General features: G+C 47.0%; 24 protein-coding genes. 13 read left to right on the top strand and 11 right to left on the bottom strand.

Going from position 1 to position 23,281, the window contains the following annotated elements; genetic code table 11:
• The first annotated feature begins 8 nt into the window (after positions 1 to 8).
• The 7 genes from NA59_RS13130 (at position 9) to rpoH (ending at position 5,691) form a co-directional block, all read left to right on the top strand.
• On the top strand, positions 9 to 329 hold the full coding sequence (locus NA59_RS13130; protein WP_044413797.1) for a histidine triad nucleotide-binding protein: 321 nt from the start codon (positions 9 to 11) through the stop codon (positions 327 to 329).
• A gap of 67 nt (positions 330 to 396) precedes the next feature.
• Entirely contained in the window at positions 397 to 675 is a 279-nt protein-coding gene (locus NA59_RS13135; RefSeq protein ID WP_044413801.1) for a Sec-independent protein translocase subunit TatA, read from the top strand.
• Positions 676 to 716: 41 nt separating this feature from the next.
• Positions 717 to 1,166 carry a Sec-independent protein translocase protein TatB gene (tatB, locus tag NA59_RS13140; protein ID WP_044413804.1) on the top strand — a complete coding sequence of 150 codons (450 nt, stop codon included), beginning with the start codon at positions 717 to 719 and terminating at the stop codon, positions 1,164 to 1,166.
• Positions 1,167 to 1,177: 11 nt separating this feature from the next.
• A complete protein-coding gene (gene tatC / locus NA59_RS13145) occupies positions 1,178 to 2,320 on the top strand; it encodes a twin-arginine translocase subunit TatC (RefSeq protein ID WP_044413807.1) in 1,143 nt (380 codons plus the stop codon).
• Positions 2,301 to 4,031: a thioredoxin domain-containing protein gene (locus NA59_RS13150; protein WP_052501695.1), complete on the top strand. Its 1,731-nt coding sequence runs from the start codon at positions 2,301 to 2,303 to the stop codon at positions 4,029 to 4,031. The genes tatC and NA59_RS13150 overlap by 20 nt, the downstream gene beginning before the upstream one ends.
• Before the next feature lie 3 nt (positions 4,032 to 4,034).
• Positions 4,035 to 4,733 (top strand): zinc metallopeptidase, encoded by a 699-nt coding sequence (locus NA59_RS13155; RefSeq protein ID WP_044413810.1) that lies wholly within the window; start codon positions 4,035 to 4,037, stop codon positions 4,731 to 4,733.
• Between the two features lie 94 nt (positions 4,734 to 4,827).
• Positions 4,828 to 5,691 (top strand): RNA polymerase sigma factor RpoH, encoded by an 864-nt coding sequence (gene rpoH, locus NA59_RS13160; RefSeq protein ID WP_044413813.1) that lies wholly within the window; start codon positions 4,828 to 4,830, stop codon positions 5,689 to 5,691.
• Between the two features lie 49 nt (positions 5,692 to 5,740).
• Here rpoH and NA59_RS13165 read toward each other — a convergent pair whose 3' ends face one another.
• Genes NA59_RS13165 through bioH form a run of 3 tightly spaced genes read right to left on the bottom strand, consistent with a single transcriptional unit; the run spans position 5,741 to position 7,863 of the window.
• Positions 5,741 to 6,106 (bottom strand): SirB2 family protein, encoded by a 366-nt coding sequence (locus tag NA59_RS13165; protein WP_232504104.1) that lies wholly within the window; start codon positions 6,104 to 6,106, stop codon positions 5,741 to 5,743.
• 10 nt (positions 6,107 to 6,116) lie between these two features.
• Positions 6,117 to 7,064, bottom strand: a complete 948-nt coding sequence (bioC, locus tag NA59_RS13170) for a malonyl-ACP O-methyltransferase BioC (protein WP_052501696.1) — start codon at positions 7,062 to 7,064, stop codon at positions 6,117 to 6,119.
• Positions 7,051 to 7,863, bottom strand: a complete 813-nt coding sequence (gene bioH, locus NA59_RS13175; protein WP_232504105.1) for a pimeloyl-ACP methyl ester esterase BioH — start codon at positions 7,861 to 7,863, stop codon at positions 7,051 to 7,053. Before bioH ends, bioC begins: the two co-directional genes overlap by 14 nt.
• A 233-nt stretch (positions 7,864 to 8,096) precedes the next feature.
• Here bioH and NA59_RS13180 point away from each other — a divergent pair, with 233 nt between their 5' ends.
• The 4 genes from NA59_RS13180 (at position 8,097) to NA59_RS15250 (ending at position 9,677) form a co-directional block, all read left to right on the top strand.
• A complete protein-coding gene (locus tag NA59_RS13180) occupies positions 8,097 to 8,306 on the top strand; it encodes a cold-shock protein (RefSeq protein ID WP_044413819.1) in 210 nt (69 codons plus the stop codon).
• Positions 8,307 to 8,864: 558 nt separating this feature from the next.
• Positions 8,865 to 9,119 carry a hypothetical protein gene (locus NA59_RS13185; protein ID WP_044413822.1) on the top strand — a complete coding sequence of 85 codons (255 nt, stop codon included), beginning with the start codon at positions 8,865 to 8,867 and terminating at the stop codon, positions 9,117 to 9,119.
• Positions 9,116 to 9,439 (top strand): type II toxin-antitoxin system VapC family toxin, encoded by a 324-nt coding sequence (locus NA59_RS13190; RefSeq protein ID WP_052501697.1) that lies wholly within the window; start codon positions 9,116 to 9,118, stop codon positions 9,437 to 9,439. Before NA59_RS13185 ends, NA59_RS13190 begins: the two co-directional genes overlap by 4 nt.
• Before the next feature lie 64 nt (positions 9,440 to 9,503).
• On the top strand, positions 9,504 to 9,677 hold the full coding sequence (locus NA59_RS15250) for a hypothetical protein (RefSeq protein ID WP_157792646.1): 174 nt from the start codon (positions 9,504 to 9,506) through the stop codon (positions 9,675 to 9,677).
• Here NA59_RS15250 and pgm read toward each other — a convergent pair whose 3' ends face one another.
• The 8 genes from pgm to soxC all read right to left on the bottom strand — a co-directional run bounded on the left by pgm (position 9,678) and on the right by soxC (position 21,056).
• Positions 9,678 to 11,321, bottom strand: a complete 1,644-nt coding sequence (gene pgm / locus NA59_RS13195; RefSeq protein WP_044413824.1) for a phosphoglucomutase (alpha-D-glucose-1,6-bisphosphate-dependent) — start codon at positions 11,319 to 11,321, stop codon at positions 9,678 to 9,680.
• A 43-nt stretch (positions 11,322 to 11,364) separates the two neighbouring features.
• Entirely contained in the window at positions 11,365 to 11,595 is a 231-nt protein-coding gene (locus NA59_RS13200; protein ID WP_044413827.1) for a CCDC90 family protein, read from the bottom strand.
• Positions 11,596 to 11,634: 39 nt separating this feature from the next.
• Entirely contained in the window at positions 11,635 to 13,863 is a 2,229-nt protein-coding gene (locus NA59_RS13205; RefSeq protein WP_044413829.1) for an NADP-dependent isocitrate dehydrogenase, read from the bottom strand.
• Between the two features lie 64 nt (positions 13,864 to 13,927).
• A complete protein-coding gene (locus NA59_RS13210) occupies positions 13,928 to 14,851 on the bottom strand; it encodes a diguanylate cyclase (RefSeq protein ID WP_044413832.1) in 924 nt (307 codons plus the stop codon).
• 17 nt (positions 14,852 to 14,868) lie between these two features.
• Positions 14,869 to 17,487: a CBS domain-containing protein gene (locus NA59_RS14570; protein WP_052501698.1), complete on the bottom strand. Its 2,619-nt coding sequence runs from the start codon at positions 17,485 to 17,487 to the stop codon at positions 14,869 to 14,871.
• Positions 17,488 to 17,525: 38 nt separating this feature from the next.
• Complete coding sequence (locus NA59_RS13220) at positions 17,526 to 18,452, bottom strand: homoserine kinase (RefSeq protein WP_044413835.1); 927 nt, start codon at positions 18,450 to 18,452, stop codon at positions 17,526 to 17,528.
• Between the two features lie 155 nt (positions 18,453 to 18,607).
• Positions 18,608 to 19,714 carry a cytochrome c family protein gene (locus tag NA59_RS13225; protein ID WP_044413838.1) on the bottom strand — a complete coding sequence of 369 codons (1,107 nt, stop codon included), beginning with the start codon at positions 19,712 to 19,714 and terminating at the stop codon, positions 18,608 to 18,610.
• Positions 19,701 to 21,056, bottom strand: coding sequence for a sulfite dehydrogenase (gene soxC / locus NA59_RS13230; RefSeq protein ID WP_044413840.1), 1,356 nt, complete (start codon positions 21,054 to 21,056; stop codon positions 19,701 to 19,703). Before soxC ends, NA59_RS13225 begins: the two co-directional genes overlap by 14 nt.
• Positions 21,057 to 21,416: 360 nt before the next feature.
• Here soxC and hemB point away from each other — a divergent pair, with 360 nt between their 5' ends.
• Both hemB and aroE read left to right on the top strand, forming a co-directional pair.
• Positions 21,417 to 22,427, top strand: coding sequence for a porphobilinogen synthase (gene hemB, locus NA59_RS13235; RefSeq protein WP_083945100.1), 1,011 nt, complete (start codon positions 21,417 to 21,419; stop codon positions 22,425 to 22,427).
• Positions 22,424 to 23,275, top strand: a complete 852-nt coding sequence (gene aroE / locus NA59_RS13240) for a shikimate dehydrogenase (RefSeq protein ID WP_044413846.1) — start codon at positions 22,424 to 22,426, stop codon at positions 23,273 to 23,275. The genes hemB and aroE overlap by 4 nt, the downstream gene beginning before the upstream one ends.
• Positions 23,276 to 23,281: the final 6 nt, after the last annotated feature.

Consider the following 23,281-nt stretch of genomic DNA (forward strand, 5'->3'; position numbering starts at 1 on the left):
ATCCTCCTATGCAACCAGAACCAACCATTTTTAGCCGCATTATCAACAAAGAGATACCCGCAGATTATGTGTATGAAGACGACAAATGCATCGTGATTAAAGACATCAACCCGCGTGCTCGCGTGCATTTATTGATTATCCCCAAAAAACCGATTCCTACTTTATTTGATCTAAAACCTGAAGATAAAGACCTGATGGGACACATGATGCTGCTTTTGCCACAAATCGCACAAGCGCAAAATTTGGATGGCTTTAAGACCCAAATCCACACCGGCGCTACCGGTGGACAAGAAGTTTTCCATATTCACATTCATTTACTTGGTAACTAACGGCATTATTTGCTATTATTCAACGCTTGCAAAAAAACAACCCTAAACATAGAAACTGGAGATAAAAATGGGCATTAGCATTTGGCAGTTATTAATCATCCTCGCAATCGTTTTAGTGATATTTGGTGCAAAACGTCTGAAAAACGTGGGCTCTGACTTAGGCGGCGCGATTAAAGGCTTCAAAAAAGCCGTTAGCGAAGATGATGAAAAGAAAGCTGCTGACCAAGCAACCGCTGAAGGACAGAAAAACATCGCCGCAGATCAAAAGTCAGACAATGTGTTTGATGCACAAGCGACTGAAAAGAAGACAGAAACCGACGCTGATAGCCAAAAGCCAAAAGTTTAATTGCTTTAATGCTTTTTTATCCTCATCAATTAGGATGACACATGTTTGATTTTGGTTTTCTTGAAATTGTGGTGGTGTTGATTATCACACTGCTCGTTGTCGGCCCTGAACGTATGCCTGAGGTTGCGAGAAAGGCCGGCCAAATGGTTGGCAAATTTCGCAACTTTATCAGTTCAGTAAAAGATGACACCAATCTTCGGGAAACGGTACGTGAACTGCAAGATGCTGTTGATCTAAAAGAACAGCAAAAACAATTTGAATCGATTCAGCAAGACCTTTACAAAGGGTTTGATGATGTGCGCGATCAAATTAATTTTGATGAATTGCAGCGTCCTTTTGGGCAAAACCACACAGAGCCAACAAAAAAAGACATCGAGCAGGCACAGCGTCAACTTGATAGCACAGATGATGTCACGACGCCAAAAGAAACAACGGCCACCGACACCTTATCAAACGCAGCACCTGTCGATCATGACAAACCTAAAACCTAAGACTTATTAAAATGAGTAAAACAGCCCTACCTCCTAGCGATCAAGAAATGTCCTTGGTTCAGCATTTGCTGGAACTTAGAAATGCCGTAGCCAAATCGGTGATTGCGGTTTTAGTGTTGTTTTTAATCCTGTTTCCGTTTGCTAACGATATTTATACCTACATTGCTGACCCGCTAACTCGCTTTATGCCAGAAGGCAACAGCATGATCGCGGTCGGTGTGGCCTCGCCTTTCTTAACCCCATTTAAATTAAGCTTGGTGCTGGCGATTTATATTGCTATGCCTATTCTTTTTTATCAACTTTGGCGTTTTATTGCGCCCGCGCTTTACACCCACGAACGCCAACTGATCGCGCCTGTTTTATTTTTTAGTTCGTTTTTGTTTTATGCCGGCGGCGCATTTTCCTATTATGTTGTTTTCCCATTGGTGTTTGGCTTCCTATCGCAAACCGCACCTGAAGGCGTGACGATTGCGACCGACATCTCGCTCTATCTCGATTTCGTCATCAAAATGTTCTTTGCCTTTGGCATGGCATTTGAAGTGCCGGTTATTACGGTATTATTGATTTTAACCGGTATGGTTAAACCTAGAGCCATGTCCCATGCACGCCCCTATGTGATTGTGGGTGCGTTTGTACTTGGCATGCTATTAACACCGCCTGACATTATTTCCCAAACCCTGTTAGCGGTGCCTGTTTGGTTGCTTTATGAGCTAGGTATCGTTGTCGGCACCTTTATTCTCAAGCGCAAAGGGATTGATCCTAACGGCGATAGCGATGACAACGAACCCAAGTCTATGGCTGAACCAGAGCCGAGTTCAGCCAGCTACAGCAAAAAATCCGATGATGAGGGCTTTGATAATCGCTATGCCGAACAGAATAAAGATATCAACCCGCATCAAATAAAAGCAGCACAGCAGGCGGCAGAAAAAAAAGCAGAAGCGGCCAAGTCTCAACAAACACCGGTGGATGATGATTTCGATTTTGATGCGGAATTTGATAAGATTGACGCAGAGATGGAAAAATTGAAAAAAGATGCCGAACAACGGGAGCAGCAAAAAAATGCCAATAATGCGACCAGCGACAGCACTAGCACTGCTCAAAACCCAAGCAACCCTGAGGTTGAGCAAAAACCGGATGACAAACCCAAAAACTAGCACCAAAAGACCACCAGGCCTGGTTGTCTTTTGGCTGGTTTTCATCAGTTTTATAAGTTTGATACCGCTAAAGCTAGTCGCGGCTAACCCACTGCAAAACCACCCTTCGGCTTACATTGCACTGCATGCCGATGACCCCATACATTGGCACCTTTGGTCTGCTGAAACCCTTGCAAAAGCCCAACAACAAAACAAACCGCTGTTTATTTCTTCTGGCTATTTTGCCTGCCATTGGTGTCACGTGATGCATCAAGAAAACTACAAAAACCCTCTGGTGGCCGATCTACTTAACCGCCATTTTATCTCGGTGAAAGTGGATCGTGAACTAACGCCCGACCTTGATGACTATCTCCTCAACCAACTACGCCAAGCAACCGGGCAAGCCGGCTGGCCTCTGCATGTCATACTCACCCCAGAAGGTCACAGTTTTAGCGGTTTTGTCTATCAGCCCACCGACACCCTATTGCAAACACTCAGCCTAATCAACCACTGGTGGCAAACAGACGCCGATAAACTGCGTGCGCTAGCTCAACCAGCGGCGCAGACTCTAGCACAAACCTCAAGCCCCATTAGACAGCTAAATCGCACCGAACTCGAACAGGCCATCCAGCAATCCCTGCCGGATTTAATCGATAACTTTGATGGCGGGCTACAAGCCATTCAAAAATTTCCGCATAGCCCGCTACTCAAATACCTCCTGCTCAATGCAAAAACAGATCAAGACACCCAAGACTGGCTTATCTTGACGCTCACACAAATGCAAACCGAGCACCTTTATGATCACATCCACCATGGCTTTTTTCGCTATACCGTCGATCCCAACTGGCAAGAACCCCACTTTGAAAAAATGCTTTACGACAACGCACAACTCGCCGAACTGTTTTTTATCGCTGGACAGCGTTTTGGGCGTGATGACTTTATCCACACCGCACACCAAACCCTTCAATACATCGAGCGCGAACTGCTTAGCCCCGTCACTGGATTAGCCAAAGCCAGCCAATCAGCGATTGATCAACAAGGCATTGATGGCGGACGTTATATTTGGTCTCGCACACAACTTCAGGCGCAATTTAGTTCATCGGACTTTGCCATCCTCAACCAGGCCTGGTTACTCGACAACCCCGCGCCCTTTGATTTAGGCTGGCTGCCAAAGCCGATAAACGCCCCCCACTGGACAAGAATCCAAGCGACATTGGCGCAACGCCCCAGCCTCACCGATGACAAAAAACTCATAAGCTGGAATGGCTTATTACTCTCGGCCTATGCCAGAGGCTATCAAGTCAGCCAACGTCCTGATTATGCCCTGCGCGCTTCAGGCTTAGCCGAGCGTTTGATTCGGTTATTACAACAACCCAATCCAGCACGCGCACTCAATGAACAAGGGCAATTATTTGGTCAAGCCAGCCTTGAGGATTTTGGCTACAGCCTAGCCGGCTTACAACTCTGGCAAAATGTTGCGGGGCTTGACTATCAGCCATGGATTAACCCGCTCAGCGACAAGGCAACGCGTTATTTTTATGTAGAAAACGGCTGGCTGGCCAGCCAAGAAAGCCTATTACCCGGTCAACAAACCCCCGGCAGCCTACCGGACTTAGCCACCCCCTCGGCCAGTGCAATTTTAAGCTGTGACCAAGATGTCACTATTGTGATACAAACAGGCTTACAGCCCTGGCAATATGCCAGCTATTTAACCTACCAAGGCTGCAAATAAAACATGGGTGTGGTGATTATTGGTGTGGTGCTTCTAGCACTGATCAGTTTTGTGCCGCAATGGTGGACGCAATGGGTGCTAAAAAAACACAGCCAGCCCCACCCTAGCTTGGCGGGCACAGGTGCGGAGTTTGCACAACACCTGCTAAACAAACATGGCCTTGATGATGTCAGGCTTGAAGAAATCCCACAGGGTTCGGTAACCGGCGATCATTATGACCCGATTGACAAGGTTGTGCGCTTATCCAGCGCCAACTATCATAGCAACTCACTGACGGCGATCGTCACCACCGCCCACGAAATCGGCCATGCGATTCAACACCAGCAACACTATGAACCACTGTTAACACGCACCGAAATGGTTGAGCGCGCGCAATGGATGCAAAAATTCAGCGGCATGGCGTTACTGGCGACCCCGATACTGATTCCGCTTCTTCACACGCCGATGATCGGCCTGATCACCTTTGGCGCAGGATTTATCGCAATGGGGATTCCCGTGCTGATTCACCTATCCACCCTGCCAGTCGAATTTGATGCTAGCTATAAACGTGCCCTACCACTGCTTGAACAAGGCGACTATCTCGACAAACAAGACATGGCCCGCGCCCGCCACATCCTCACCGCCTGCGCCTTCACTTACGTCAGCGCCAGCCTCGCCAGCCTATTCAACCTATGGCGCTGGTTCAGCGGCTGGCGTCGTTGATTAACAAGTCGTTGATTAACAAAATAAGGCCTTGCTTTTTTGATAAAATCTTGTTAAGTTAAATGAAATAAACTTAACAAAGAGGTTGTGAACTATGTCATCTACAGCGCTTACGATTCAACAGCTTACACCGGGGCAAAACCTAGAAAGCTATCTTCGCACTGTTCGTACGCTTCCTCAGTTAAATGCCGAGGAAGAGCGTGAGTTAGCGGAACGTCTTTATTACCAACAAGACCTTGAAGCGGCTCGCCAATTAATTCTTGCGTCCTTACGCTATGTGGTGCCGGTTGCGCGCAGTTTTAACGGCTATGGCTTACCGCTTAGCGATTTAATTCAAGAAGGCAATATCGGCTTAATGAAAGCCGTAAAACGTTTTAACCCCAACGAAAATGTACGTCTGATGACCTTTGCGGTACATTGGATTCGTGCTGAAATTAATGAATTCGTGATTAAAAACTGGCGTATTGTAAAAACCGCCACCACCAAGGCACAGCGCAAGCTATTCTTCAAACTACGCGGCGCAAAAAGCGCGCTCGCTTGGTTTAGCGACAAGGATGCTGATCGTGTAGCGGAAGAGCTGGGAGTCACCCGCGCAGACGTGTTGGAGATGGATAGCCGACTTTATGGTAAAGACATACAGATAGACATGAGCGCGGATGAGGAAGATGAGCGCGGGCACAGTGCGCCGATTTTAATTAGCCATGAACTAGACCCCGAAACCCACTGGGTACGTGAAACCGAAGAACAACGCCAAACACAGCAAATGCATAAAGCATTGAAGCAATTGGATGCGCGCAGCTTAGATATCATCCAATCACGCTGGCTCGGGGAAGATAAACTCGGCTTAAAAGAACTGTCCGAAAAACACGGTGTATCGATGGAGCGTATTCGTCAAATTGAACAACAGGCGATGAAAAAACTCAAGACCGCCCTCAGTGAAGAGGGGCTATTCGCTTAAAAACCCCACCAAGATGGCGCCCACTGAATCTCAGGGCGCACCTAAGCGATTAAAACGGCCAGGCCTGCTTATGCACCGCCACCGCCACCAAATAAAACAACACTACTAAGGCTAAAAGCCAATACAAGGCTTTCGCACCACGTGTTTTAGCAAAGCGGAACGCCATCAAACCTAAACCGATATAGGCAATCAAACCCAGTATTTTGGCGACAATCCAAGGATCTGAAAAACTAAACCCCGTCATGGCGACAACCGCCACCGCTGACACAATCAACAGGGTATCCACTATATGCGGCACAATTTTTACTGGCTTTTTCGTTATCCAGTTGTGTTGAAATATATGCCCAATCCCACGCGCGAAAAACCCAATAATACTGACTAAAACCGCCGCTTTATGCAGCATTAACAAACTCATCACCATAAACCTAACTCCTTGACTTTAATTGATTTTGAAACTCATCTAACGTTATATTTACCACACCACTTTTATCGCGAGCAGGCCCCTTAAACACCTCAGGCGCCGCCCAAGCATGCCCATGCACCACTTCATAAGTCGCCGGAATTTGATCGCCTTGGCGCTGTCGCTCATACGCCTGCAACATCGCATTAAACCGAGTTTTGCCCGTTAGGGTCTTGGTGCGTTGTTGCTGTGCATTGGTCGCCCCTATCGCCTTTAAATCCCTCATCACCGCTAGCGGGGTTGGATAAGTCAGAGTATAACGCTCCACATCCATCACCGGCTGACCAAAACCAGCCCGTACCAGCGCATCCCCCAAGTCATGCATATCCACAAACGGATTCATCCGCAAGTGCCCCGCTTCGCCCTCGACACTCACCCAAGCTCGGCGCAACTCCTTAAGGGTATCTGGCCCCAACGAACTCAGCATTAACAAACCTTCAGGGCGCAACACACGGCGCACTTCAGCCAACACCGCATCCAAATCATCACACCATTGCAACATAAAATTAGTCACCACCAAATCCTGACTGCCATCCGCAAACGGCAAACAATAAGCATTGGCCTGAACAAAATTCACACTGGGTGCCGATTTTGTCCAGCGAGACCACCAGGCCTGGTTGGGATACGCCTTTTTAAAACGCGCTTTGGCATGATTCAACATCGCACACGACAAATCCAGCGAACTAATCTGGGCTTGCGGATAGCGAGCCCAAAGCTTTTCACTCAGAAATCCCGTGCCCGCACCTAAATCCAACACCCGCTTTACATCTAACTTAATTAAGTCTAAACGCTGGTCTAACTCTTCGGCGGTTAACTTTTGCAACACAGCCGCTTCATCATAACGCGCCGCCGCCTTTGAAAAATGTTGCTGCACATGGGCTAGATTCATCGTGGCTGAATTAAACGCTGACATGCTGCTCCTTCAAAAACCCAATCAAAGCCGCCGCTGTCTGCTCTGGATGTGAAAAAAACGGCACATGAGCCGCGCCCTCAATCACACACACCTTAGCATGAGACTGACAGGCAATTAAATCTTGGGTGATCGCCAAAGGCACCAACGGATCTTTTTCACCCAACAGCCACAAGGTGGGTTGATGAATATCACCCAGCCGGTCGCGTAAATCGAGATCGCGCAACAAATGCAAACCTTGTTGCAAACCTTGAAAACTCGGTAATTGACGATTTTGCATCTGGCTAACAAAATGTTTCATTAACTGTCTTGCCCCATCACCACCTTGCAACTGCAGCTTCCAAAACCGATTTAATAATGCCGCACTATCTAATCCCAGCGCTTTAATAAAATCCGCCATCAAAGGCATCGAAATACCATACGCCCAATCATCCGCCTGCACAAAACGTGGTGTGGATGCTAAACACGTCAAGGTTTTCACCTTTTCAGGATAAAGACAAGCCAACTGCTGCGCCATCAGCCCACCCAGCGACCAACCCAGCAAATGTGTATTTTCAGGCAACACATCAGCTAACGCAGACAACCAGGCCTGGTTGACATCCACTTTGTTTTCTATCGCCGAACTCTCACCAAAACCGGGCAAATCTATTAAGGTAAGCTGAAAATCCGCCGCCAAGCGGCTTTGCGCCCAATCACGCCACACCGCACTTTGCGCACCCCAGCCATGAATCAGGGTTAAAGACGGACCTTGTCCAAAAGTGTGGGTGTAAAGTTTTAATATTTTCTGATTTTGTTGCTTCACAAGTTTGTCCACGCCCTGCTGTCTTTTTTTGATGCATGGATTGTAGCGACTAGATCGCGATAAGGCTAGGTTTTTTAATGAATTTAAGCGGCAATAAAACCAAAAAACACCCGCCTTAATAAAAATTTCATAGATATTTATGCAGATAACCCTATTTTTTATTTGACTTGGTGTTACAATGGACCTGCGTCATTAAGTTCGATGACGGATTTTATGTTTTATTTGAGGTAGTTATGTCAGATTTAGTTACAGGCACCGTTAAATGGTTTAACGATGAAAAAGGTTTCGGTTTTTTAGCACAAGAAAATGGTCCAGATGTATTCGTACACTTCCGTGCCATCAATGGTTCTGGCCGTAAAACTTTAGCTGAAGGTCAAGCAGTGACTTTCAACATTACTGAAGGTGAAAAGGGTTTACAAGCGGAAAACGTTAACGCCCTATAATCTGAAGTTCGTTGCACCAGACGTGTGTTGATGCAACCGAAACCGTGAAAATGATTTATCAGCTTCACGGTTTTTTTATACCCAAAATAACACCCCGCCCCTCTATACCCACCAAAGAAAACGCACCTAAATCATAAAAAATCATAGCAATAGTAATGATTAACCTCGTTCCCACGCTGTGCGTCACTGCCATTAAGTTAAGAAAAAAACGGTCATTGCGAGGAGCGCAGCGACGCGGCAATCTCTCAAGGGCGTGCGCAGTCTGCTAGAGATTGCCACGGCCTTCGGCCTCGCAATGACGCAAGTTGGTTAGCTCCGTGTTGTCACTCATTCCTTAACTTAATGGCAGTGACGCTGTGCGTGGGAACGCAGACCGATTTAACCTATGAAACAGCGCTCAAACCCAATTCCAAGGCGCTCCCACGTTCAACGTGGGAGCGAGACCTGATTGTAAGTTGTTGACTTATTATTTACTTTAGATGCGTTTGCCCTGATAGGTTGTTAATTTAAAATCCTTGTACTACACTAATGTAATACAATTAAAACAAGGAGCTGATCATGATTAGTTTACGCCTACCTCACGATCTTGAACACCAATTAATTCAGTACGCCAATCAAACACATCGCACCAAAACCGATGTTGTGAAATTGGCTTTAGAGCGCTTATTTGAATCAGCAACAACACCCGCCGTTACCGAAGGTGAGCGAGTGTTACAGATTTTCGCACAAAACGGGTTGCTCAACGCCATATCAGCCGATGCTGAATTATCCGCCAACTACAAAGCTGAATTGGACTGGAATCACAAACTATGATTATGGCCGATACCGGGTTTTGGGTGGCCTTATTTAGTCCAAATGATCAGCATCATAAATTAGCACAACATACACTAAAGCAACTCAACGAGCGATTAATCACTACCTACCCGGTGCTGACAGAAACTTGCCATCTGCTTTTGAAACGTTCAGGACAACAGGCTGTGATTGGATTTATGAACAGCTATGCTCAAGGCGCTTTTCTGCTTTATACCAATGCGACGGATTATATCCGCGACCTAATTCGTGAGGATCAACACAAAATGGCCGCATTGCGCCAAGCATTAATCGAAGAAAGCGAAGCCAAGCATCCGGGTTAAATCTTAAGCTAATTTTTTTTCGAAGCGTATAATGTGATTGTTTCAAGGTAAAAGAGGTAAAACCATGAACAAATTAGTTGCCCTGTTGATGGTGCTGAGTTTTTTCGGACTTAGTGCCTGTAGCCATCAAGCCAAACTCGATGCCCAAGCCGCTAAAGCGGAGCAGCAAAGAGCACAACAGATTGAATCAACCGAGCGCGCTGCGCGCGATGCGCAGCGTCGTCTTGATCGACAGTAATTAATCCGCTAACACGCCATCGACCATTGACTGGGCTTCGGCGAGGATTTGATCTAGGTGCGCCTGGTCTTTAAATGACTCAGCATAGATTTTATAAACATCCTCTGTGCCGGATGGGCGCGCCGCAAACCAACCGTTTTCAGTGGTGACTTTTAGCCCTCCAATCGCCGCACCATTGCCTGAAGCATGCGTAAGTTTAGCCGTTATGGCTTCGCCGGCTAGCTCGGTAGCACTGACCTGCTCTGCGCTGAGTTTACTGAGCTTGGCTTTTTGTTCACGATTGGCTGGCGCATCAACGCGGGTGTAAATTGGCGCGGCAAACTGCTCGGTGAGGGCTTGGTAATGCTGGCCTGGGTCTTTACCGGTGACCGCTGTGATTTCAGCCGCCAACAGGTTCATGATAATCCCATCCTTATCCGTGCTCCATGCCAAACCTTGACGGTCTAAAAATGACGCACCCGCTGACTCTTCACCACCGAAACCAAGACTACCCTCCACCAGGCCGGGTACAAACCATTTAAAACCAACCGGCACTTCAACCAGCTTACGACCGAGTTTAGCCGCCACGCGATCAATCATCGAACTTGATACCAGCGTTTTACCGATGCCTGCTGAGGCTGACCAATTAGGGCGATGGCTATAAAGATAATCAATCGCCACGGCCAAATAATGATTTGGGTTCATTAAACCCACCGAGGGCGTCACAATACCGTGGCGGTCCGCATCGGGATCATTGCCAAACGCTATATCAAAGCGATCTTTTAAGCCAATCAAACTCGCCATCGCATAGGGCGATGAACAGTCCATACGGATTTTGCCATCCTTATCAACGGTCATAAAACGGAAGGTGGCATCGACATTTGGATTCACCACCTCAAGGTTTAGGCCATAGTGTTCGGCAATCGGTTGCCAAAAATCAACCCCTGCGCCGCCCATTGGATCGACACCGATTTTCAAACCTGAATCCGCAATCGCTTGCATATCCACCACTTCATGCAGTGTCGATACATAAGGCATAATTAAATCTTCTGACTTTACATAACCCGATGCCATCGCTTGATTAAACGTCATGCGTTTAATCGCTTTAGCGCCATCCAATAGAATTTGATTAGCGCGCTGTTGCACTTGATTGGTGACATCGGTATCCGCAGGCCCGCCGTTTGTTGGGTTGTATTTAAACCCACCGTCTTGTGGCGGGTTGTGTGAGGGGGTAATCACAATGCCGTCAGCCAAACCGCTGTCGCGCCCTCGGTTGTAACGAATAATCGCATGAGAAATCACCGGCGTTGGGGTATAGCGCCCACGGCCTTGGATAATCATGCTCACCTGATTCGCCGCTAACACCTCAATCGCGGTGGTTTGTGCTGCCTCAGATAGCGCATGGCTATCCATGCCGATATAAAGCGGCCCGCTAATGCTGTTTTGCTGACGGTATTCCACCAACGCCTGGCAGACAGCCGCGATATGATCATCGTTAAAACTGGTTTTAGATGAACAACCGCGATGCCCGGAGGTACCAAAACCGACCGCTTCAGCCGGGTTAGTGACATCCGGTTTTAACGCGTAATAATCAACCATTAACTTTGGAATGTTTTCTAACAAACTCGCTGGTGCGGGTTTACCCGCAAATTCTGATAACGCCATACTTCACCTCTTTTGGTTAGGACTTGATTATGTAACAATGAGTTCAGTCAAAAAACTTGAGTAAGGCAACAACCAAGCCCGCTTGTGCAACAAGGAGTGCAATGATCCATTTAATCATTTCTATTTTGTGCGCTACTAGATCCAGTTTAGCAACCAACTGGGTTTCCTGCGCATCCCTTACTGCATTAGCAATGGCTTCTGCTTGATCCTCACTCATACCTGATGACTTGAGTGTTTTAACAAACTTTAACGTATCAAATGTAATTGTTGACATAATACTGAATCCAAGCAAATTAAATTACGTTTAGATAAATCAAACCCTTTCAATAATCTGATTAAGCGTCGGGCTCGGGCGCATAATGGCCTTGGCCTTGTTGCTATCTGGGTGGTAGTAGCCGCCTAGATCAACCGCTTGACCTTGCACGGCTTTGAGTTCATCAACAATCTGGCCTTCTTGTTCGCTCATGGCTTGGGCAATAGGTTGGAACTTGGCTTGTAAGCTGTCGTCGTCGGTTTGCGCCGCCAAGGCTTGCGCCCAGTAAAGCGCGAGATAGAAATGACTACCACGATTATCGAGCTGTCCGAGTTTACGACCGGGCGATTTGTCTTCGTCTAGGAAGCGGCTGGTAGCTTGGTTAAGGGTATCAACTAACACCTTGGCCTTGTTATCACTGGTTTGATTGGCAAGGTGTTCAATCGACACGGCTAGGGCCAAGAATTCACCGAGTGAATCCCAGCGCAAGAAGTTTTCTTGTACTAGCTGTTGAACGTGTTTGGGCGCAGAGCCGCCGGCACCGGTTTCAAATAAGCCGCCACCGGCGAGTAACGGCACGATAGATAACATTTTGGCACTGGTGCCGAGCTCTAAAATCGGGAACAGGTCAGTAAGGTAGTCGCGCAATACGTTACCGGTTACTGAAATGGTATCCAAGCCGTCTTTGGCGCGTTGTAAGGTGAGTTCTATCGCCTTGGCGGGAGATAGAATCTGAATATCTAGGCCGTCGGTATCGTATTGATTTAGTGCAATGTCCACTTTTTTAATCAGATTGGCATCATGCGCACGCTCACTGTCTAACCAGAAAATAGCGGGCGTTTGGCTCAAGCGCGCACGCTCGACCGCGAGACGAACCCAGTCTTGAATCGCAATATCTTTGGTTTGACACATGCGCCAAATATCGCCCTGCTCAACGCTATGTTGCATTAAAACTTGACCTTGTTCGTCAATCACTTTAACCAGGCCTGGTTGTGGAACTTCAAAGGTTTTATCGTGCGAACCGTATTCTTCGGCTTTTTGCGCCATTAATCCCACGTTCGGCACGGTGCCCATAGTTGAAGGGTCAAACGCACCGTGTTGCTTACAAAAGGCAATGGTTTGTTGATAAATTCCCGCGTAACAACGATCAGGAATCATTGCTTTCATGTCCTGTAACGCGCCTTGGGCATTCCACATTTGACCCGAGGAGCGAATCGCCGCGGGCATCGAGGCATCGATAATAATATCACTTGGCACATGCAGGTTGGTGATGCCTTTATCGGAGTCCACCATCGCCAGGCCGGGTTGGGTTTGATAGGTGGCTTGAATATCGGCTTCAATTTGCGCACGTTCGGTTTCGGGTAGGCTTTGGATTTTGCTGTAGACATCGCCCAAACCGTTATTCAGATTCACGCCTAGCTTGGCAAAGGTTTCAGCATGTTTTTCCATCACGTCTTTAAAATAAACGGCAACCGCGTGACCAAACATAATCGGGTCTGAAACCTTCATCATGGTGGCTTTTAGATGGAGCGACAGGAGTACGCCCTGCTGTTTAGCTTCATCAATTTGCGACTGGTAGAAAGCACGCAGGGCTTTAGCGCTCATGCGTGATGCGTCAATCACTTCACCTGCTTGCAATGCAAACGGCGCTTTTAATTGGCTGACTTCATCGTTTTCAGCATGCAGTTCAATTTTAATCGAGGTGTTGGCTGGAATCACGACTGATTGTTCGGAACCATAAAAATCATCCGCCTGCATATGCGCCACATGGGATTTAGAATCGGCTGACCAAGCGCCCATACTGTGCGGGTGTTTTTTGGCGTATTCTTTAACCGGTAGCGCCACACGGCGATCCGAATTACCTTCACGTAATACCGGGTTGACCGCAGAACCCAATACCTTGGCGTAACGCGCTTTGATATCTTTTTCTTCATCCGTTTTCGGTTCAGCTGGGTAATCGGGCAAGGCATAACCCTGGCTTTGCAGCTCTTTAATCGCCGCGATAAGCTGGGGAATCGATGCGCTGATATTCGGTAGCTTAATAATATTGGCTTGTGGCGTTTTTGCTAGGTCACCGAGTTCGGCTAGCGCATCGGCTTGGCGTTGGTCATCCGTGAGGTAGTCTGAAAAATGTGAGAGAACTCGTCCGGCTAATGAAATGTCGCGGGTTTCAACCGCGATGCCTGCCGCCGCTGTAAAAGCGCGGATAATCGGTAAAAGGGAGTAGGTGGCCAACGCGGGGGCTTCATCGGTATAGGTGTAAATGAGCGTTGATGTTGTTTCAGTCATGGTGATTCCTTCAATCAAATTAAAATACAGCTTATTCAAAGCAGACTTTTTTCGCTTAGACCGGTTAAGTCCGACAGGTTTCTAGCGTACAAATGCGGTTGCGCCCTGTTTCTTTGGCTTGATAAAGGGCGTCATCGGCTTGCTTAAGCAAGTCTGGCAGTGTCTCTATTCCTGGCTCAGCCGTCAAGCTTGCCACACCTAAGCTGATCGTAATATGCGGCGCAACCGGTGAAAAGCTATGTTCAATGGCCAGCCGATTGACTTCATCATGCAAGCCCTGCGCGACTTGCATCGCACCGTCCAAGTCCGTATCAGGCAGAATGACGACAAACTCCTCACCACCATAACGCGCAACGACGTCAGTAGGACGTTTAATAATGCCCGATAAGGCTTTCGCAACATCAATCAAACACGCATCACCCGTACCATGACCATAATTATCGTTAAACAACTTAAAGTAATCAATATCCAGCATAATTAAAGACAAGCAACCACCCAAACGGTGTAAACGCCCCTGCTCCTTGCTGAACATCTCATCAAAGTGACGACGGTTGGCCACCCCTGTAAGCCCATCAAGGTGCGACAACTCTTCCAGCTGATCCGTTTTAAGTTTCAACAGCATATGATTACGAATCCTCGCCTTCACAATCGGTAAGTGAAAGGGCTTGGTAATATAATCCACTGCACCCAAGTTTAAGCCACGCTCTTGATCATCATTTTTGTGTAAGGCCGTGACAAAGACCACCGGAATACTCATGGTTTCAGGGTTTGACTTAAGCTGTTTGCAAATTGTGTAACCATCTACTTCAGGCATCATAATATCAAGTAAAATCAAATCTGGCTTAGGATAGGCCGTCGCAATTTCCATCACCGCTTCGCCTTTGAGTGCCACTAAAATACGGTAGTCTTCCTGCAACGCATTAGCCAACATTTGGATATCGGTTGCAACATCGTCAACAATCAAAATTGTTTGCTTATCATATGACATAGGGGGTTCCTTTAGGTCTATTTTTTATCTGCGAATACAATGGCCTGCTCAAGCGCCCTTAATTGTTCACCCGCCGCTGAATAATCAAAATCAATCACGGCTTTTTTTATACCTGGCATATACTGCTGATACAGATCGACAGACAAGCCATCGCTCAAGGCGTTTATTTTAGCTTGATCAATATACTCATTTGCTTCAACCGCGAGACGTAAAACAGCAAGCGCCTCACGCACAGAATCACTCATCATCGTGCCACTGACTATCGGATTCGGCGCAAGGCGGATAAAGTCGGCTATCGTGCTTAACGTACTGGCAAGCACATGACTAAACTGCTCGACCTGTATCAAGTCAGGCGACACTTCTGCTGCCAATAAGCTATCTACATAGCTTACCCAATTTGCAAGCGGATCAAGCCCTAGGTTCGCTGCTGCACTTTTTAAGCTATGTGTATGGCGCTTCAACTGCACCCAATCAGGGTGATTGACATCCGACGACATGCAAACGCTATTCAACAAGGGCACTAAGTCTGCATAAACAGTGTCAAATTGACGCGCAAAACTATCGAGCAATGCCTGATAAAGCTGATGATTTCCTTGCACATTTTCAAGGCCTTTTTTATTATTAATCATAGCGACGTCAATAGACACCCGATCATGGGGCGTCGGTGCATCGGCGATAGCAGGACTTAGTCCATCCGGCTTGGACGAGACAACATACTTGAGCCAACGCCCTAAGGCAAACTTAAGCAGTTCTTTATCAACAGGTTTTGAGAGATAGTCACACATACCCGCCTGTTTAGCTTTTACTTTGCTCTCGGTTGCCGCTGACGCCGTCAAGGCAATAATCGGCAAAGCAGGTAAACGCTGCCTAATCTGTGCCGCTGCCTGATAACCATCCACACCTGGCATTTGAATATCCATTAAAACAATATCAAACACATCAGGCTGACAGAGTGCCATCGCCTCTTCCCCATCGGACGCCAAGGTTACATTTAACCCAAAACCGCGTAATTGCGTCGCGAGGATCTGTTGATTAATTTCATTATCCTCAACCAACAACACCCGCCCGGCCAACGCATCCGAGTCAGTCGCCTTTGGTGCAGCAACGGCGGCTACTTTCTCACCTGGATGCCTCGTCGAAAGCCCCAAGGGCAAACAAAAACTAAATGTTGAGCCCTCATTCTCTTTTGTTTGCAACCGAATCTGATCCCCACCTAAGGCCACGACTAAACGCTGACTAATCACTAAACCCAACCCCGATCCACCATACTTTCGGTTAATGGAACCGTCGGCTTGACTAAACGGCTTAAATAACTTACGTTGATTCTCCTCAGAGATACCAATACCGCTATCACCCACCTCAAAGCGCAACCAGGCCTGCTCACCATCAAGCCGATCCAGCTTAATCCTTAAGGCCACAAACCCGCGCTCGGTAAATTTAATTGCATTACCCACAAGATTGGTGAGCACTTGGTTAATACGAAATTTATCACCAAAATAACAAGGTGCAAGCTGTGGGTCAACACCCATGCTTAGGTGGAGCTGCTTGGCTTGCGCCGCGTAAGTAAATAATCCATCTAAACTTTCGATTATTTCAGCCAGTGAAAAATGCTCTTCAACAAGCTCTAACTCTGTAGTTTCAAGGCGTGTAAAATCTAAAATATCATTTAATACCGACATCAAGCCTTTTGCCGCTTGCTGAATATGATAGAGTTTCTTTCTTGATTCATCAGACAGCCCTGGGTCGCTAATCAGCTCTGTCAGCCCAATAATCGCATTCATCGGCGTGCGGACTTCGTGACTCATATTCGCTAAAAACTGGTTTTTAGCTTGCTCAGCCTTGAGCGCCTTTTTTTGCAACTCTGACCAGTCGTAATAAACCAGTGCAACTAAATCTTTTTGATGCAAAATACCACAAATACGCTGCTCATCATCGACCACAACCAAACGCTTAATGTGCTTTTTACGACTAAAGGTTAGGGCATCGTGCAAACTCATATTCTCGTTTAAAGTGACCAGCGGGGCACTCATATGATCTTCAACACGACTATGCCAGTCGACTTTTTCATCAAACAACCGAATTAAGTCACTCTGTGTAATAATACCAATCGGATGAATAGAGGCGTCATCGACCACCAGCGCGGCACTTTGATTGAGCGGAGCGAGCTGTTGGAAAACCTGCTTTAAATTATCATCCGCATGTACGCGCACAATACGATTTAAACGCACGACCTGACGCAGTGATTTATTTTGCGCAAGCTGCTCTGGGTCAAGGCTGGCAGCCAAGTCACTATAGCTCACAATACCGCTCAACTCACCAGCAGAATTAAGCAAACACAAGTGCTCATCAACATGCTCACTGAGCAAGGTGATTGCCTCAAGCACACTGGCATATTGTGAAATAGTCGGCACAAGGTTTAAATCAACCTTGTTAAGGGTTTGAGTAAATGGAAGATTTTGTGCGCTAAATTTTACCAGCTCTTTGGCGGTAATAATTCGCAAACCCAAGTCACCCGTGACAATCATATCGCGAAGATTATGTTCGCGCATACGATGCACGGCCTCATCAATCGACGCCTGCTGTGAAATGGTAATGACCTTACGTGTCGCAAGATCCACTAGCTTTGGAAAAAACAAACAAACTCCTCGGGCCTTACTCAAACCCGGTTAAGGCGTTAGCGGTGTTTTCGATGATAAACCAACAAGTCCTTAAATACAGCTGGATTTTTGATCATCGTTATCTCACCTTCACGCGGAATAAGCTGATCTTTTAATCTTGACAACCAAAAACGCAGCGCCGCCATTCTTAGTGCGGCTGACCAGGCTTTTTGTTCAGCCTCGGTTAATGGACGTACCGTTTGATAAGCGCTTAACACAGCCTGCAACTTAGCCTGATCAAGCTCATGCGCATCTGTACGGCACCAATCATTGACCATGACCGCTAAATCATAGAGACAAGCACCATGACAGGCATAGTATAAATCGATAATACCCGTTAATCTTTGGCCTTCAAACATGGCATTATCCGTAAACAAATCGGCATGAATGACACTCTGTGGCAAGCCTGTCCAATCAATCGCCTCTTGAAAAGCAAACTCATTGCCCGCCAGCACCTGATCCTCTGGTGACATTAAACTTTGGATTTGTGCAATCACCGATTGCGCCCAACTTAAATCACGATCATTCGCACGGTAACGATCAAACCCCATCCCCGCCAAATGAAACTGCGCTAAAGATTTAGCCATCACCGCACATTGAAACGCGTCTGGCTGTTCAAGTGTTTTACCCGTTAATCGCTCAACTAGCGCGGCCGGTTTATCCGACAGCGTTTGCAAATAATGGCCTTGACGATCCGCTTTTGGGTGGGCGGTAGGAATCTGATGCTCGGCCATAAACGCCATAATATCAAGAAAATAACCCAACTCTTGGTGCGTATGATGTTCAAAAATAGTCAGAACAAATCGGCCTTTTTCAGTATCAACAAAATAATTGGTATTTTCGATACCTGCGCTAATACCTTCAAAATCAACCAACTGACCTACATCATAGGCATATAAAAACTCTGATAACTGCTGACGTTCAATAAGCGTGTAAACCGACATGAAAAGGGTCCAAAATTGCAAAAAATAAATATGATTTTACCACAGTGTGAAAGCAGTGAGATTAAATACAGAAATGAAGTGGCTAAAAAATCAAAAACCCGCGATTAAAAGCGGGTTTTCGTGCTAGAGAGGACTTGTGAGTTGATTAAGACAACTTAGAAGCCGTGATGACCGACACCCGGTGCGTCAACACCAATACGCTGGTCAATGTTGTAAGCTGGCGTACCATCTGGCAAACGACCGGCTGTACGGTAGTTGTGAATATCACCTGAACCGTCACCTACCATATAGTCAGGACAATCGCTCATGCAACGCTCGTTCGCGATTACTGGACGGTGATCACAGAAGAAGTTACCTGCGTTAGCTAGGTACTTGTTCGCCTGCATTAACATTTCTGCGTTAAAGAAATCGTCATCCTGTATCTGAGTTCCCTGATCATCTAAAGGAATGCCGTTCATTTGCAAAATGTAGCCTGTCATACCCATGTAGCCTGCATCACCAATCATTGGCATGTTAGGCGTCCAGAAAGGCATCGCACGACGGTTATAGTCGAACAAGGTGGTTGCATAAGGCCAGTAGTTTTGGATAGTCTTAACTGGCGCTGATTCGTTAAAATCAGACGTAACCAAAGGCAAAGGATCACCTTCAGTTAAAGGCAAATACCCTCTTGCACCTTCACCAAACTCACCATGACACATAGCACAGAACTGGATATAAAGATCACCACCCTGCATAACCGTCATACCAACATCTAACGGAGGTAAACCATTACCATCCGCATCAACATGGATTTTCCACACATCTAACGCGGATTCAGCGATAGGGGTACCGTAGCCGTAAGCCACGAAACTGGTGTCGTTGTAGTAGTTCTTTTCAGCACGCTCCCAAACATCAACAAAGGCTTCAGGCACTTTACACTGCATATTGCCGTGAGGACCACCATCGATTGAGTCATGCACTTCGAAGGAATAAGGATTGCTTGGATCCATCTTCTCAACCAAACGCATACGGTCATTTTCGCCTAATATTGCTTTAACGACTGCACCATCAAGGTATTTACCGTCTGCGGCTTCAATGATTTGACGCCAGTTTTCAGGAAAACCCTTAACACCCGTTAACTCAGGGTTTTTACTTGCATCAGGTGTTACTAGATTGCTGGCCTTTGCATTATCTGCATTGCCTGACATCGCCATGGCTACACCAGACGCCATCATCACACCCGCTACCGCAGATGCGATTATCGTTTTTTTAGTATTGAACATTTTCAATCATGCCTCCGAATTCGCTGTTGTGAGCATGGATTTTCCACGTTACCATCGCGGTACGGTGATAAACGTTGTTAGTACCTTCGATAGAACGCATTTGCGGCATACCAGGCTGTACATAACCAGTTTCATCGGTTGTACGGCTCATCATCAGCAATTCGCTACCATCCCAGTCGAACTCAAGCTCAAAACGTGTCCAGGCTTTTGGCAATACCGCTGAGGTTAGTTTTGCTTCAGTCCAGTTGCGACCACCGTCAAACGTGATGTCAACATGATCAACTTTACCGCGACCTGACCAAGCAATCCCTTTCGCTACATAACGACCTGGGCCTTGCATTTTGAAGTCTGGCGATGGGTAAGTAATAACTGAGTTAGCTTCCATGTACCAAGACATGTTCTGTACAGTACCATCAGGCATCAATTCAGTGTACTTAGAGGTTTCTTCACGGTGCTGTAAAGGCACGTTAGTGACTTGAATACGACGTAAATGCTTAACCCACATGTTGGCTTCACAACCAGGCACAACCAAACGAATTGGGTAACCCTGTTCTGGACGCAATGCTTCACCGTTTTGCGCATAAGCGATCATACAATCGTCCATACCCAATTCAACGGGAACAGAACGTGCCATACCTGATGCATCTGCACCTTCAGGAATCAACCAGGTACCTTCTGGTTTAATACCGGCTTCTTTAAGAAGGGTAGACAACTTCACACCTGTCCATTCAACACAAGACATCATGCCGTGTGTCCACTGAACGGAGTTCAACTGAACGCCTTTCCATTCCATCGCGCCGTTAGCCGGACACTCTGCAAACAACACTTTAGATTCTGAAGGGAAACGTTTTAGGTCATCCATAGTGAAGATCAATGGACGTTCAACCAAACCGTGAATAACCAAACGGTGCTCATCAGGGTTAATGTTGATACCGCCACCATGATAACGCTCGAAATGAAGACCGTTCGGCGTGATCATACCGTGCAAGCTTTGCAGCGGTGTCATGGTGATGGATGCCATAGAGTCAGGCGTTAACCACTCTAAGGTACGACGCTGAACTTCTTTCTCGAAAGGAGAAGGCATGCCGTATGGATATTGACGTACACCCCAACCCAACGCTTTACGCGCGGCTTGATCTTGCAATACATCGGTGATTTCTTCACGACCCGCATAAGGCGCTACCGCTTTAGTTGGGTTGAATTGAATTTCGCGTGCACTTGCCGCTTGTGTGAAAAGTACACCCCCCGCTACCGCTGCACTTCCTTTAAGGAAAGCACGACGGCCTTGGTTACGAGATTCTTCCGTTTGAACCGCAACCTTTTCTACTACTTTATCTGTCATTTTATGCTCCTTGATTGGCATCCTTAACGTATAACAACACCACAGATTCAAGAGTTATTAGTTATATCCAATCGCCAGTACAGGTTAGACTTTAGATATTACCAAACAAAATCCATTGCCAATACTCACAATGCTGGTCGATTATAATAAACCTTTAGGCGCAATAAGTTCAAGTTAAAACATTAAGGAAATTAGCTTTTGCTTATATAAATTTTTTATGGGGTGCATTCAAAAATCTATCAACTGACCTGTTTTTTAAGTACAAAAACGTAATTTAAAGCAGATTCGTACGCTAAACGTTTATTTTTTAATGCGCTGCGCGTATATTTAGCAGACTATAAAAACTTTGGAGAAATAATGATGATTGAGCGCCAATTTCCGATTACCCGTATGCGTCGCATGCGTGCCAATGCATTTTCACGTCGATTAATGCGTGAAAACACCCTCACCACCAATGATTTAATCTACCCGATGTTTGTGATTGAAGGCCTTAATCTACGCGAGCCAGTCAGCTCAATGCCAAGCGTTGAACGTTTAACGATTGACCTACTGGTAGAAGAAGCGGAAGAATTGGTTGAACTCGGCATTCCAATGATCGCCATCTTCCCGGTGGTGCCCGCTGAATTTAAAAGCCTAGACGCCGAAGAAGCCTATAACCCAGAGGGCCTCGCTCAGCGAGCAATCCGCGCGGTCAAGGCGGCCTGCCCAGAGTTAGGCGTAATGACCGATGTGGCGCTAGACCCCTTTACCACCCACGGCCAAGACGGCATTATTGATGAGCACGGCTATGTCCTCAATGACGATACGATTGACGTACTCATGCAACAGGCGCTATCCCACGCTGAAGCAGGTGCGGATGTGATTGGCCCCTCAGACATGATGGACGGGCGCATTATTGAAATTCGTGAATTGCTTGAAGACCACGGCCATCACAATACACGCATTATGGCTTACTCGGCAAAATACGCGTCATCTTATTACGGCCCGTTTCGTGATGCGGTTGGCTCGGCTGGTAATCTGGGGAAAAGCAACAAGGACAACTACCAGATGGATCCGGCCAATAGCAACGAGGCGTTGCATGAAGTGGCGCTGGATATTAATGAAGGCGCGGACATGGTGATGGTTAAACCAGGCCTGCCCTATTTAGACATCGTTCAACGAATCAAAACGGAGTTTAAAGTCCCGACCTATGCTTATCACGTCAGTGGTGAATACGCGATGCTTAAAGCCGCCGCACAAAATGGTTGGTTAGATGAGCGTAAAGTGGCGATGGAAACCCTGCTTTGCTTTAAACGCGCCGGCGCGGATGGCATTCTGACCTATTACGCCAAGCAAGTCGCGATTTGGCTAGAGGAAGATGGCGCGGTATGAGTCAAATCGAACCGGATAAATATGCGGTGGTCGGCGACCCGATCGCCCATTCTAAATCCCCGTTAATTCATCGATTGTTTGCGCAACAAACTGCGCAAAACATCCGCTATGAAGCGATTCGGATTGATAGTGAAGAACTCAGTTTTGCACAAGCTATCGAGCAACTCAAACAAGAAGGCTTCAAGGGGCTTAATATTACCGTTCCTTATAAGGTCGATGCGTTTGAACAAGCCAATCAACTGACCGCGCGCGCGCAGGTCGCGCAGGCGGTTAACACCTTTGTGTTTGAAGCTGACGGTCAAATTCTGGGCGACAATACCGATGGCGCCGGCCTGGTTCTTGATATTGAACAGAATGCAAAACGCCCTTTCAAAGACCAACGGGTATTGATTATTGGCGCAGGCGGTGCGGTGCAAGGTATTTTGCAACCGCTACTAGCGAAACAACCAGGTCGGGTGCATATCGCCAACCGAACGGCCAAACGCGCACAGGTGCTGGGGGAGCGCTTTGATACCTCGGTACCGATGAGCGCTAGCGGTTGGGATGCCATACCGCTTGAACCGTTTGATATTATTATCAATGGCACCTCTGCCAGCCTTGAAGGCAAACTGCCACCGATTTCTGAAAAGGTACTAGGCGCGCACAGCCTTGTGTATGACATGATGTATGGCGCACAGCCCACTGTGTTTATGAACTGGGCTAAACAACACCAGCCCAACTGCCAAACCCTTGATGGCTTAGGCATGCTAGTGGGGCAAGCGGCCGAAAGCTTTGCCTTGTGGCGTGGCGTTAAACCTGATATTCAACCCGTCATCGCAGCAGTTCGCAAACTTATTCAATCCAATTAATCCCGT

It is taken from the genome of Thiomicrospira microaerophila, from assembly GCF_000934765.1.
GTDB lineage: Bacteria > Pseudomonadota > Gammaproteobacteria > Thiomicrospirales > Thiomicrospiraceae > Thiomicrospira > Thiomicrospira microaerophila.